11 protein-coding genes are annotated in these 11,848 nt (G+C 63.2%); 6 read left to right on the top strand and 5 right to left on the bottom strand.

Features of this window, described 5'->3' with window-relative positions:
• Position 1: 1 nt before the first annotated feature.
• Positions 2 to 664, top strand: a complete 663-nt coding sequence (locus IFT76_RS10440) for a response regulator transcription factor (RefSeq protein WP_192058252.1) — start codon at positions 2 to 4, stop codon at positions 662 to 664.
• A gap of 15 nt (positions 665 to 679) precedes the next feature.
• Here IFT76_RS10440 and IFT76_RS10435 read toward each other — a convergent pair whose 3' ends face one another.
• Positions 680 to 1,783 (bottom strand): DUF1615 domain-containing protein, encoded by a 1,104-nt coding sequence (locus tag IFT76_RS10435; protein ID WP_192058250.1) that lies wholly within the window; start codon positions 1,781 to 1,783, stop codon positions 680 to 682.
• A 102-nt stretch (positions 1,784 to 1,885) separates the two neighbouring features.
• On the opposite strand from IFT76_RS10435, the gene IFT76_RS10430 reads away from it, so the two are divergent.
• The 3 genes from IFT76_RS10430 (at position 1,886) to IFT76_RS10420 (ending at position 5,340) form a co-directional block, all read left to right on the top strand.
• On the top strand, positions 1,886 to 2,284 hold the full coding sequence (locus IFT76_RS10430) for a hypothetical protein (protein ID WP_192058248.1): 399 nt from the start codon (positions 1,886 to 1,888) through the stop codon (positions 2,282 to 2,284).
• An 89-nt stretch (positions 2,285 to 2,373) separates the two neighbouring features.
• Positions 2,374 to 3,147, top strand: a complete 774-nt coding sequence (locus tag IFT76_RS10425; RefSeq protein WP_192058246.1) for a YkgJ family cysteine cluster protein — start codon at positions 2,374 to 2,376, stop codon at positions 3,145 to 3,147.
• 81 nt (positions 3,148 to 3,228) lie between these two features.
• Positions 3,229 to 5,340, top strand: a complete 2,112-nt coding sequence (locus IFT76_RS10420; protein ID WP_192058244.1) for a TonB-dependent siderophore receptor — start codon at positions 3,229 to 3,231, stop codon at positions 5,338 to 5,340.
• 63 nt (positions 5,341 to 5,403) lie between these two features.
• Here IFT76_RS10420 and IFT76_RS10415 read toward each other — a convergent pair whose 3' ends face one another.
• Complete coding sequence (locus IFT76_RS10415; protein WP_192058242.1) at positions 5,404 to 7,296, bottom strand: methyl-accepting chemotaxis protein; 1,893 nt, start codon at positions 7,294 to 7,296, stop codon at positions 5,404 to 5,406.
• A 236-nt stretch (positions 7,297 to 7,532) separates the two neighbouring features.
• Between IFT76_RS10415 and IFT76_RS10410 the strand changes: the two genes are divergently transcribed.
• On the top strand, positions 7,533 to 8,066 hold the full coding sequence (locus IFT76_RS10410) for a cytochrome b (protein ID WP_192058240.1): 534 nt from the start codon (positions 7,533 to 7,535) through the stop codon (positions 8,064 to 8,066).
• A 22-nt stretch (positions 8,067 to 8,088) separates the two neighbouring features.
• Here the strand turns inward: IFT76_RS10410 and IFT76_RS10405 are convergent, their stop codons facing one another.
• The gene (locus IFT76_RS10405; protein ID WP_192058238.1) at positions 8,089 to 9,576 is read right to left on the bottom strand and encodes a YdgA family protein; all 1,488 of its coding nucleotides are present in this window, start codon (positions 9,574 to 9,576) and stop codon (positions 8,089 to 8,091) included.
• A gap of 325 nt (positions 9,577 to 9,901) precedes the next feature.
• On the opposite strand from IFT76_RS10405, the gene IFT76_RS10400 reads away from it, so the two are divergent.
• Positions 9,902 to 10,267, top strand: coding sequence for a response regulator (locus IFT76_RS10400; RefSeq protein WP_122475828.1), 366 nt, complete (start codon positions 9,902 to 9,904; stop codon positions 10,265 to 10,267).
• 13 nt (positions 10,268 to 10,280) lie between these two features.
• On the opposite strand, the gene IFT76_RS10395 is transcribed toward IFT76_RS10400, so the two are convergent.
• Positions 10,281 to 10,973, bottom strand: a complete 693-nt coding sequence (locus tag IFT76_RS10395; protein WP_192058236.1) for a GNAT family N-acetyltransferase — start codon at positions 10,971 to 10,973, stop codon at positions 10,281 to 10,283.
• Positions 10,974 to 11,093: 120 nt separating this feature from the next.
• Entirely contained in the window at positions 11,094 to 11,846 is a 753-nt protein-coding gene (locus tag IFT76_RS10390) for an SDR family oxidoreductase (RefSeq protein ID WP_122475831.1), read from the bottom strand.
• Positions 11,847 to 11,848 lie beyond the last annotated feature (2 nt).

The raw sequence follows: 11,848 nt of genomic DNA, 5'->3' as shown, positions 1-11,848 counted from the left end.
CATGAACCTGCTCTATATCAGCGACACGCCCGACAACGCCCTGCAACGCGCATTGGCGGAACAGGCCACAACGCTGCACACGGTTGATACGGCCACAGCAGCGCAAGCGCTTGTGCCAGGCCAATATGGGTTCATCGTGCTGGCACTGGAACGCTCTGGCCAGGACGCACTGGAGCACTGCCTGGCGCACCGGGGCAGCGCTGCACTGATGGTGCTGCTGGCCGGCGACGACCGTCAGGCCCGTATCGCCGCCCTGCGCGCCGGGGCCGATGCGTGCCTGGCGCAGCCGATTGCCTCGGCCGAGGTGCTGGCGCGTCTGCAGGCACTGTCCCGTGCGCGGCCGCGCGCCCCTGCCCTGCCGCCTTCACGCCTGTGGTTGTCGCCATCGCGGCTGATGGTCGGACGCGGCAAGCGCCAGCAGAGCCTGACCGTCAGCGAGCATCGCTTGCTGGCGATGCTGGCAAGCAACCCTGGCGCGGTCAGCCGGCAGTTCATCGAGCAGCAATTGTGGGGCGCAGGCCAGGCGCCGAAGACGGCGCTGATCGAGCGACACGTGTGCAACCTTCGTCGCAAGCTGGCCCAGCTCGATTGCCCCGAAGCCCTGCAGACCCTGCGCGGCTTTGGCTACAGCCTGGCCGAGCCGCTGCTGCTGCGCGCCGACTAAGCAAACCCGGGGCCCTCAGCGGGCGCGCAGCATGCAGCGGGCGTAGCGCTCGTCCACCCGTTGGGCAAACCAGGCCGTGGTCAGGTTGCGGGTGATCTTCGGGCTCTGCAGTTTGATGCCCGGAAGGATCGCCCGCGGAACCGGCTTGCCGGCAGCCTTGTCGGCCAGGGCGAAGGTACGCTCGAAGAGCGTGGTCTTTTCGAAATCCAGGGTTTCACCTTCCTCGAGGGCACGGCGAATGTCGCGGTCGTTCATGTTCAAGCGGTTGCCAAGATTGCGTACCGCCAGCTCGGTGTTGCTGGCGGCGCTGGAGTCGTAGCGAATCAGGTCGCCGTCGAGCGCCAGACGGCCGCCGGACAACTGGTTCACGGCATTCTGGAACGCCGCATTGCGGCTTGCGTACCAGCCGGCGTTGAAATCGGCGAAGCGGTACAACGGACGTTCGTAGCTGGCCGGATAGCCAAGCAGATGGGCAATGCCGAAATACATGCCGCCGCGCCGGGTGAACACTTCGCGGCGAATCGAACCGTCCACGGTGTAGGGGTAGCGCGCGCGGTGCTTCTCGGCGAAGTCGATGCTGACCTGCATCGGCCCGCCGGTGCGGACTGGGTTGAACGTGCCGAACAGCTGCCTGCCCAAGGGCACCATGCCGGTGAAGTCGTCGAAGATTTCGCTGAGCTGTTTCTCCGAGCGCGCAGCCTCCAGCCGTTGCGCATAGGACTTGCCGTCGACCGAGCGAATGCCCAGCGCAGCGTCGACGAGAAAGCCCGGTACATGCACCCGACCGGCGCGGCGGTCGATTTCCTGGCGGGCGATCTTGCCCAGCCCCGGCACGCTGGGGTCGACCTGGAAGGTGGACTCCTGCTCGGCCACGGCCAGCACCGCGCACAGGTTTTCATCGCTGCCCGGGATGCCCTGCACGTTCAGGGCCGTTTCGATATCGGCAGCCCAGCCCTCGCGGTCGGTGACCTTGGCGGGCAGCAGCTGCACGAGCTTGGCACGCACCTGTTCGGGCGAGGGTGCCGGGGGTTGGTTGCTGCGTTGGCTGGAACAGGCGGCGAGCAATACAAAGAGGATGCTCAGTGCGCCATGGCGCACGGCGAGCCGGCTTCTGGACATGTAAGGCCTTGGGAACGGATGGATTTGCGCCAGTATGGACGAGGCCCCGGCATGTCGACAGCCCCAGTGCAAATACCCCGCAGTCTGGCTATGCTTGCGCTCATGACCATGGCCCCTGCCACTCGCCAACCCTGCCCACCCGGCGCTTGCATCTGCGAGCGCGAACGCCTGCACGCGGTCCCCGATGCCGACCTGCGCATCCTGCGCCTGACCCGCGATGAAGAAAAGCGCCTGCTCGAACGACTCGAGAACCTGGAAAGCCTGGACGACCTGCGGCGCTTGCAGCAGCGCATCTTCGACCAGCTTGGCCTGCGTGTCGAAGTCACGCCCGGCTCGAGCACGGTGCGCAGCATGCGTGGCATCGCTATCCATATCGACGCACTGCCGGGACTGTGCCGCAAGACGCGGCAAGCGATTCCGGCTGCCATCCGTCGCGGCCTGGAAAAGAACCCCGAGGTGGCCTACCGGCTGCTCGACGCCCACGACCTGCTAGGCGGCTGAAGGGAGCTGGCACGGAATCTGCTCCGGTCCAGTTCATCAGTGTCGAAACGCCATGTTTTCGTCACTCTTTCCGAACAGACGGGGTTGGCATGGACACACGTTTTTCTTGCACCGGTTGTGGCAAATGCTGCAGTGACCATCACGTACCGCTGACGCTGTCCGAGGCGCGCCATTGGGCGGAAGACGGCGGCCAGTTGATCGTGTTGCTCGAAGCCTTCCTGGAAAACGGCCCCGGGCTGCACAGCCTGAACCTCAGCCACGCGCAACAGGAACATGCCAGACGGCGTTCGCTGCCCGTGCTGTGCGGCAGCGCGCCCGCCTACGTCTCGATCACCTTCGCTGCCTACAACGTCGGACCTTGCCGCAACCTGGATGCCGACAATCGCTGCGGCATCTATGCCAAGCGGCCGCTGGTGTGCCGGATCTATCCGATGGAGATCAACCCGCACATTCCACTGCGTCCGGACATGAAGGATTGCCCGACCGAAGCCTGGGCCACTGGCTCTGCGTTGATTGCCGGTGGGCATTTGGTCGACGCGCCGCTGGCGGCGTTGATCGAGCAGTCGCGCCAGGCCGACCGTGACGACATCGCTGCCAAGGCGCAAGTGTGCGCGCAGCTGGGCATCCACACTGCTGCGCTCAAGGGCGATGGCTTCACCACTTACCTGCCGCCGCCTGCCGCTTTCCTCGCGGCGCTGCGCGAGGTCGACACCATGCCGATGCTGACGAATAACTTGTTGACGCGCTGGGACCTGCACGTGCCGGATGAGGACCTGGCACGGCGCCTGGCCGAAACCGGCGCGATGATCGCCGCCATCCTGGCCGACGACGCCATGTTCATTTCGCTGCGCCGCGCGGCCTGAGTACCGCAAACGCGTAGATGGAAGATGCATGTCTCGAATCATTACGTTATATTATAACTATAACATAATGGATCGTTGCACATGCGCTCACCTCGTTTTGCCCCCATGGCCGGCCTCGCCTTCAGCGTACTGGGGATGCCCGCCTACTCTGAAACCTCGCCCGAAACCCTCGAACTGGAAGCTATCAGCGTCACAGCGGGTGGCGATATGGAAACCGCGACCGGTCCGGTCACCGGCTACCGCGCGACCCGTTCGGGCAGCGCGACCAAGACCGATACCGCGATCAAGGACATTCCCCAAGCGGTCAGCGTGATCCCGGTCCAGGTGCTTCAGGACCTGGGCAGCAGCAATGTCGAACGTGCCCTGCAATACGCCGGGGGTGTGTCCCAGCAGAACAACTTCGGCGGCCTGACGCTTTACGAATACAGCGTGCGCGGCTTCAGCACCTCGGAATTCTACCGCGACGGCTTCAGCGCCAACCGCGGCTACCCTGCGACCCCGGACGTTTCCAGCATCGAACGCATCGAGGTGCTCAAGGGCCCGGCTGCCAGCCTGTACGGACGTGGCGATCCCGGCGGCACGGTCAACATCGTCAGCAAGAAACCACAGGCCGAATCCTTCGCGCGCCTGTACGGCAGCGCCGGCTCCTGGGACCGCTATCGCACCAGCCTGGACCTGAACACCCCGCTCGATGCCGAGGGCCAGGTGCTGAGCCGGGTCAACCTGGCGGTGGAAGACAACCACAGCTTCCGTGACCATGTGCAGAACGAGCGGGTGTACGTGGCACCATCGCTGAGCTGGCAGCTGGATCCGGACACCTCCTTGCTGGTGGAGGCCGAGCTGGTGCGCCACCAATCGGTGTTCGACCGCGGGGTGGTAGCGCCGGGCAATGGCTGGGGTGGAGGCTCGCGCCGGACCTTTCTCGGCGAGCCCAACGACGGCTTCATCGACAACGACAACAACCGCATCCAGGCCGCGCTGGAACACCGGCTCAACGACGACTGGCAACTGCGCGTGGCCAGCCACTACAAACAGGGCGAGCTGAGCGGCGATGCCAGTGAGGCACGCGCGCTCAACGCTGACGGCCATACGGTCAATCGGCGCTTTCGCGAGCGCGACATGGATTGGCACGACAGCATCAGCCAGGTCGAGCTGCGCGGTTTCCTCGACACGGCCAGCGTGCAGCATGAACTGTTGATTGGCAGCGAATATGAGGATTACCGCAAGAACGAACGGGTGACCGCCACCGCAGGTGCCTACCGAATCGACATCTTCGACCCGGTGTACGGCCAGCCCAAACCCACAGGCGCGCGGTCGGGCTCGGATTTTCGCGAGCATGTGCGCAGCCACGCGCTGAACCTGCAGGATCAACTGGTGTTCAGCGACAAACTGCGCGGCATGCTGGGCATGCGCTATGAACATTTCGAACAGCGCATCGCCGACTACACCACCGGCAATCGCAACCTGCAGCGCCAGGATGCTTTCACCCAGCGCGCCGGGCTGCTCTACCAACTCACGCCGCAATGGGGGCTGTTCGCCAATGCCTCGACGTCGTTCAAGCCCAACAGCGGGCTGGATGCCGGCGGCAAGTCGTTCGACCCTGAAGAAGGCATGGGCTACGAGGCGGGGCTCAAGGCCGAGTTGTTCGACGAGCGCCTGAGCGCGACCCTGGCGGCGTTTCACATCGACAAAGAGAACGTGCTGGCGCTGGACCCGGCGAGCAACCTCAATCGCGCCATCGGCAAGGCACGCAGCCAGGGCGTCGACTTGCAGTTCAGTGGCCAGCTGACCGACTCACTACGCGTGATCGGCGCCTACGCCTGGATCGACGCCGAGGTCACCGAGGGCGACGCCAGCGTGCCCAAGGGCAGCCGCCTGCTTGGCGTGGCACGCAACAGCGCCAGCCTGCTGGGCGTCCATGAGTTTCAGGACGGGCCGTTGCGCGGTTCCGATATCGGCGCCGCGTTCACCTATGCAGGGGATCGGTCCGGCGAGTCCGGGGGCCGTTTCGAGTTGCCCGCCTATCACACAGTCGATTTGCTCGCGCATTACAAGGCCAGCGACAAGGTCACCCTGGGGGTCAACCTGAACAACCTGTTCGACGAAAAGTACTTCGAGCGATCCTACAGCAACTACTGGGCGATGCCCGGCGAGCCGCGCAACCTGACCTTGAGCGTTGCCGTGGATATGTAGAGGGCGGTTGCCCGTACGACGGCCTCATCCCTGAAGGCCGCCCTACCGGCGCACACCCAGGCGTCAGATGCGGAAACTACCGACCAGTTGCTTGAGCCGCAGGGCCTGCTGTTCGAGGTCGGCGCACGCACGCAGGGTGGACTGCAAGTTTTCCACACCTTCCTGGTTGAGGGTGTTGATCTCGGTGATATCGACGTTGATCGATTCCACCACCGCAGTCTGCTCCTCGGTAGCGGTGGCCACCGACTGGTTCATGCCATCGATTTCGCCGATGCGCTGGGTCACGCTGACCAGACGCTCACCGGCCTGATTGGCGATGGTGACGCTGGACTCGCTCTGGCCCTGGCTTTCGTTCATCAGGATGACCGCCTGGCGTGCGCCCACCTGCAACTGCTCGATCATGCCCTGAACCTGCTGGGCCGACTCCTGAGTGCGGTGCGCGAGGTTACGGACTTCGTCGGCGACCACGGCAAAGCCCCGCCCGGCTTCGCCGGCGCGCGCCGCTTCGATCGCCGCATTGAGCGCAAGCAGGTTGGTCTGCTGTGAAATGCTGGTGATCACTTCCAGGATCTGACCGATGTTGACGGTGCTGGCGTTCAGGCTTTCGATGTTGCTGCACGAGCCGCTGATCTTTTGCGACAGCACGTTCATGGCGCTGATGGTCTGGCCGACCACCGCCTGGCCGTCGGCGGCCAGGCTGCGCGCGGCACTGGAGTGCTGCGAAGCCAGGGCGGCGTTCTGGGCAATTTCCTGCGCGGCGGCGCCCAGTTCGTTGATGGCGGCGGCCACGCTGCTGGTGCGGTTGACCTGCTGATCGGAGTTGAGCATCGAGGAGTTCGAGGCGCTGACCACGCGTAGCGCCACTTCGTTGACCTGGCCAGTGGCCGAGGCCACCTCGCGGATCGAGTCATGGATGCGTTCGACGAAACGGTTGAACGAAAGCGCCAGGGCGCCGAACTCATCGGCGCTGTGTAGGGTGAGTCGACGGGTCAGGTCGCCCTCGCCTTCGGCAATGTCGTGCATGGCCCGGCCCATTGCGTGCAAAGGCTGCATCAGCAGGCGAATGAGCATGCCAAGCAAGGCGATGGTGAGGACCACGGCAATGACCGTAGCGATCACCGCCGAGCTGCGAAACTGGCTGAGCATCGAGTAGGCCTTGGCCTTGTCCATGCTCAAACCGATGTACCAGTCGACCGAAGGCAGCCCCTCGACCTTGGCGAAGGTCACGATGGACGGACGGCCATCGCGTTCGACCTCGGTGACGTCGCTGCCGATGCGCGGTGTGTGCTGAGGGTACACGTCCTTGAGTGACTTCATCACCAACTGGTTGTCGGGGTGGACCAGGATCTTGCCGTCTGCGCTGACCAGAAAGGTGTAGCCACTGCCGTCGAAGTCCAGCGAGTTGATGGTCTTGACCAGCGTCTCAAGGCTCAGATCCCCGCCCACTACACCGACCGGCTGACCATTGGCGCTCAGCGATGGGGTGGCGATAGTGAGGATGGTCTTGCCGTTCGCGGCATCGACGTAAGGTTCGGTGAGGATGGTCCGGCGCGCGTTCATGGCGTCGGTGTACCAGGGACGGGTGCGCGCATCGTAGCCTTCGGGCATGGTATCGGGCGGCTCGAGGAAATAACCTCCCGAGACATTGCCCAGATAGGCAAACTCGAAGTTGGCCAGCAAGGTCTTCTGCTTGAGCAACGCGCCTATGGCCTCGGGACTGGGGTTGAGGGCAACGCTCTCGGCCAGGGTTTCGGCCAGGAGGATGCGTCCCGAGAGCCAGTGCTGGATGTTCGTGGCAGTGCCACTGCCCATTTCGTGCAGATAGCTTTCAAGGTCGGCACGAATGGCATTGCGCTGCAGGTAATCGTTATAGAACGTGAACAACGCGAAGGCTGCGGTCACGATGAGCGAAGCGGCCAGGAGAATCTTGTGGCTGAATTTCAGGGTTTTTTGCATGGCCGGTAGGTCCGCTGTGATGTTGCACGGGCTATCGGCAAATGTGTGACAGTATTTAGCGTGGATCCAATAATAGCCTGATGCCACTAGTCATTTCCGACTGTCGGTAGTTATTTCCATAACAGGATGTGTCGGATTTGACTGACGGTTGGGCTTTGACCAACAGTGAGCAGCGCTCGGGTCGATCGGTCCAACCGGGCACTGCAGGTGAGTGTCACGTATTGAGGAGTGAGTGCATGGCAATCGAACGCTACAACGGCTTTGCCCAGGCCCTGCATTGGCTGACGGTCGCCGCGCTGTGCCTGGTGCTGCCGTGCGTGTGGGTAGCGGAGAATTTTCCGCCCGGTCCGGTACGGGTGCTCTGGTACCTGGCACATGAGTCCATGGGCATCAGTGTCGCCCTTCTGGTGATGATCCGGCTGACCTGGCGCTGGCGCCACAGGGCGCCAGCCTATCGAGCGGAGATCGGTGCCGGTACGCGGGTATTGGCCCATCTGAATCATGGCTTGCTGTACGCCGTGTTACTGACCATGCCAGTGACCGGCTACCTGATGGCCGGCAATGGCCAGGACGTGCCGTTTTTCGGGCTGGTGTCGCTGCCTGGGTTCGTCCAGAACGAGGCGCTGGGTAAATTCGCCAACACCGTACATGTCTGGGGGCAATTCGCGCTGTACGGATTGATCATCATGCATGTCGCCGCCACGGTATGGCACGTGGCGGTGCGCCGGGACGGCATGCTCGAGCGGATGCTGCCGCCGCAACGCGACTGACGCGTACGGCGGCCGCCTGCCGTCAGCGCTGACCGATGCTGCTGAACTGTCCGAGCATCTGCGCGAACTGCGACAGGGGCATCTTCTGGCCGTTGAAATCCACCACGGCATCGCTGTAGCGCAGGCTGGCACGTAAATGCTCGCCTTCGTCCTTGACCAGCCCGAGCATCTGCCCCAGCCCGGCGACGGTAGCGCTCAGATCCCGTCCGGCCTGTTCCACACGGGCCGGATCCGTCTGCCCCTGGAGCCTGGCCTGCAGGCTGCCGACGTCTGCCAGCATCGGCTTGGACAGTTGCAGATCCGCCTGCACATTGGCGATGAGTGCGGGCCAATAGGCTGGCGAGCCAGGTTTGGCCGGCGCGGGATTGGCCAGGCGAGCCGTCATGCTCAAATGACTTTCGCCGTGGTCGGTGGCCAGGCTCAAGCGTTCCAGTTGCAACTGGGGCTTGGCATCCAGCAGCCTGCCGATGAGCGCTTCCAATTGCTGCCGCTGGGCAATGCTCAAGCGCAAGGGTGGCAATGTTCCGTCTGGCAAAGGTGTCTGCCACTGCGGCGCGATGACCGTTCGATAGAAATCACCGAATTCCCGACTGGCAACGATATCGAGGTTGGCCAGCTTGATGCTCATCTGCAGCGCGCCGACCGGTCGGCTGGCATAGTTCACGGCGCCGATACTGTAGCTGGCCTGGACGTCAAGCTTGCCCTCCACTTCCTGCATCAGGCCGGAAGCGGCAAGGTTTTCCACCTGGACGGGGGCGATCTCGGCGCCCTGCAGACTGGCCTGGGCAAGTTTGAGTTCCGAGTGCCCCAGGTACAGGCCAGAGGTACCCAAGGTGCCGCCGGTATCGAAGCTCAAGCCTTTGAATTGCGCCTGCAGGCGACCTGCCTGGCCTTCGATGTCGGCCAGCAGTTCTTCGCTGCGGCCGGTCAGGCTGTAATGGCTGGCGTCGGCGCTCAACACCAGGCGGGCGTTCAAGCCGGAAAATTTCACGGTGTCGTTGCCCTCGCGGGCGTCGAGCGGCAACAGTTGCAGGCGCGTGTCACTGGCACCGTCGTAACCGATGCTGGCCTGACCGCGCAACGGCGGCTGCTCCTGACTCATGGCAAACCAGGCTTGGGTGTCGGCGTTGCGCTCGAGGGCGAAGTTGCTCGCGGCCATCACTGGCATCAACCTGAATGTTTTCAGGTGTGACCAGGGCAGCGGCCCGTGCTCGATATGATCGATCAGCAACAACTCGCGGTTTTCGGGCCTGCCCTCGGCCTGCATGCCGTGAAGTCTGATTCGGTAGTGCGCGGTGCTGGTGAAGAAATGCCGCTCCAGGGACAGCAATTCGATCTGCATGCCCGGCTGGCCGTCGACGCTGAAGGAGGCAGCCAATTCGCGATTGGCCTGCTCGATGGCATTGCCGAGGACCGGCTCCAACTGGGTGCCAGTATACCAAGCGCCACCCAGGGTGGCGGCCGCAGCCATGACGACGATGCCGGCAATGATGCCTGTTGCTTTGTTCATGATCGGACTCATTCGAAAGAATACCGCTGCACCCGGAGCACTGCCGCCCAGGGCGCGAGCAAAACGGCCACGGCGCAGCGCCGGGCCGCAGGTTAGCACCTGCGCTTAGTTACCGGCCAGCCAGGCAGTGGCTCGTCCGACGGCAAATTGCTACCGATGATGACTTTGGTCGCGGCCGCGGAAACGCGCCGTTTTCTTTGCATATCCGTAACTTGTGCGCAACAGTTTATGCCCTTTCGTCAGTCTTTTTTTTAAGGCACAGAACCCTTGGGCGTTGCGTCAGTCGACTGTTCAGACGCTTACGCATCATTGAAGGGACGCCCCCATGACTACCGCCTCCATTCTAGTCCTTGAAGATGAGGACCTTATCCGCCTCCTGCTGACGACGGTGCTCGAAGATGCAGGTTTCGAGGTGACGGCATTCGCAACCGCCGACCAAGGCTACGACTTTCTCGAGACGCATCCGGGAGAAGTCAACATGGTCGTCAGCGATATCCGTATGCCGGGGCATATGGACGGCTACGACTTGAGCAAGATGGCCGCCGAGCGCTGGCCTACCCTGCCGATTCTGTTGACCTCGGGTTACTCGGGTCGCGACCTGGATCTGGGGCCGAATGTTCAGTTTCTGCCAAAGCCGTGGACCAACGAACGGCTGTTGAGCAAGGTGACGACCTCACTGCACATGCATTGATGGGTAAAGCGCGTCAGCGTGGCTTGCCTTGCAAGGCATCCCTGGCGAATGTCGCGGCCTGGCGCGTCATCTGGTCGAGCTGGCGGTCGCGTTTTCTTTCGGCCTCGAGCATGGCTTTGCGCCCATGCTGATTGAGCAGATAGGCATGAATCTGTCGGACCTCCAGCGAAGCGTAGACAGGTGCGACATCCAGCACGGCAATGGGCTGGTCGGTTGCCCCGCCATCGCTGCTCAGCTTGACCTGCGGCCCCTGCGCGCCGATCACCTGAAAGCCCAGATTCTCGAACCAGGGCACCTTGCCCAGTACGCACGCCAGTTCGACGTGGGCATGACGCACCCGGATGGCCTCGAGTAACGCCCGCGCCACTCCTTGCCTGCGCCGCGCCATGCGCACTGCCATGTAGGCCACCGTGCACACTGCGGGGTCATGGGCGGCTCGCAGGAACAGGGCGAAGCCGTCGAGCGTTTCCGGTCGGGCAGGGTCGAACGCCAGCACCAGCTCCGGTTTTACCTCACGCCCTCCGGCCATCGCTTCCAGGTACAGATGCACTTCATAGCCGACGCCGTATTGGTACAGCTGGTACAAAGGGTTGCTCGGGGTAATGCCCAGGCTGCTGATGTCGGTAAGGTAGTCGACCACCATCTGCAGCAATTGGCTCTTGACGTCTTCGGACGGCGCGCAGGTGGAGTGATGGATCAGTGACATCGGTAGCAAGGCTCCGGCAGGACGCACACAGGTGAAAGAGCACGAATGATAAACCGTACCTTGCCTGGATCGACAGTGGAACGTGCCCGCCAGCCAGGCGACGGGCTGGCAGAGCGCACTTCAGCCGCGGCCAACGAACGGCATGTTGGTCGCCATGACGGTCATGTTGAGTACGTTGGCCGATAGAGGCAGCTTGGCGATATAGCGAACCGCGTCGACAACGTGAACCATATCGACCATGGGTTCGACGGCGATGTCGCCATTGGCCTGGCGAACACCTTTGGTCATGCGCGCCGACAAATCGGTGAGGGCATTGCCAATATCGATCTGGCTGCAGGCGATGTTGAACTCGCGACCATCGAGCGCAAGGCTTTTGGTAATGCCCAGCACGGCGTGCTTGCTGGCGGTATAGGGCATGCTGAAACTGCGTGGCGTGTGCGCCGAGATCGACCCGTTGTTGATGATCCGGCCACCTTGCGGCTGCTGTCGGCGCATCAACCCGAACGCCGCGCGACAACACAGAAAAACCCCGGTGACGTTGGTCTGCAGTACGTCGGCCCATTTGGCCACGTCCAGCTCGTCGATGGGCACTGCGGGCGCGCCGATACCGGCATTGTTGAAGATGACGTCGAGGCGCCCGTAAGTCTCTTCGACCCTGGCGAACAACGCATCCACGCTGGCACTGTCACGCACATCGGCCGCCACGGCCAGGGCTTCACCGCCTTGCTCGGCGATCTTCTGAGCCACGGCCTGCACGGTCTCCAGGCGTCTGCCTGCCAGCACCACGCAGAAGCCGTCGGCTGCCAAACCGAGGGCCGTTGCCTGGCCAATGCCGCTGCCGGCACCTGTCACCAACGCTATCTTCTTCGACATAC

It is taken from the genome of Pseudomonas sp. CFBP 13727 (assembly GCF_014841915.1).
Taxonomy (GTDB): Bacteria; Pseudomonadota; Gammaproteobacteria; order Pseudomonadales; family Pseudomonadaceae; genus Aquipseudomonas; species Aquipseudomonas baltica.
Note: the sequence above shows the minus strand (reverse complement) of the source record. Positions and strands in the feature narration are given on the sequence as shown.

Coding starts and splice junctions, on each gene's coding strand:
- IFT76_RS10440 (WP_192058252.1), top strand. CDS start 2: ATGAACCTGCTCTATATCAGCGACACGCCCGACAACGCCCTGCAACGC.
- IFT76_RS10435 (WP_192058250.1), bottom strand. CDS start 1,783: ATGTCCAGAAGCCGGCTCGCCGTGCGCCATGGCGCACTGAGCATCCTC.
- IFT76_RS10430 (WP_192058248.1), top strand. CDS start 1,886: ATGACCATGGCCCCTGCCACTCGCCAACCCTGCCCACCCGGCGCTTGC.
- IFT76_RS10425 (WP_192058246.1), top strand. CDS start 2,374: ATGGACACACGTTTTTCTTGCACCGGTTGTGGCAAATGCTGCAGTGAC.
- IFT76_RS10420 (WP_192058244.1), top strand. CDS start 3,229: ATGCGCTCACCTCGTTTTGCCCCCATGGCCGGCCTCGCCTTCAGCGTA.
- IFT76_RS10415 (WP_192058242.1), bottom strand. CDS start 7,296: ATGCAAAAAACCCTGAAATTCAGCCACAAGATTCTCCTGGCCGCTTCG.
- IFT76_RS10410 (WP_192058240.1), top strand. CDS start 7,533: ATGGCAATCGAACGCTACAACGGCTTTGCCCAGGCCCTGCATTGGCTG.
- IFT76_RS10405 (WP_192058238.1), bottom strand. CDS start 9,576: ATGAACAAAGCAACAGGCATCATTGCCGGCATCGTCGTCATGGCTGCG.
- IFT76_RS10400 (WP_122475828.1), top strand. CDS start 9,902: ATGACTACCGCCTCCATTCTAGTCCTTGAAGATGAGGACCTTATCCGC.
- IFT76_RS10395 (WP_192058236.1), bottom strand. CDS start 10,973: ATGTCACTGATCCATCACTCCACCTGCGCGCCGTCCGAAGACGTCAAG.
- IFT76_RS10390 (WP_122475831.1), bottom strand. CDS start 11,846: ATGTCGAAGAAGATAGCGTTGGTGACAGGTGCCGGCAGCGGCATTGGC.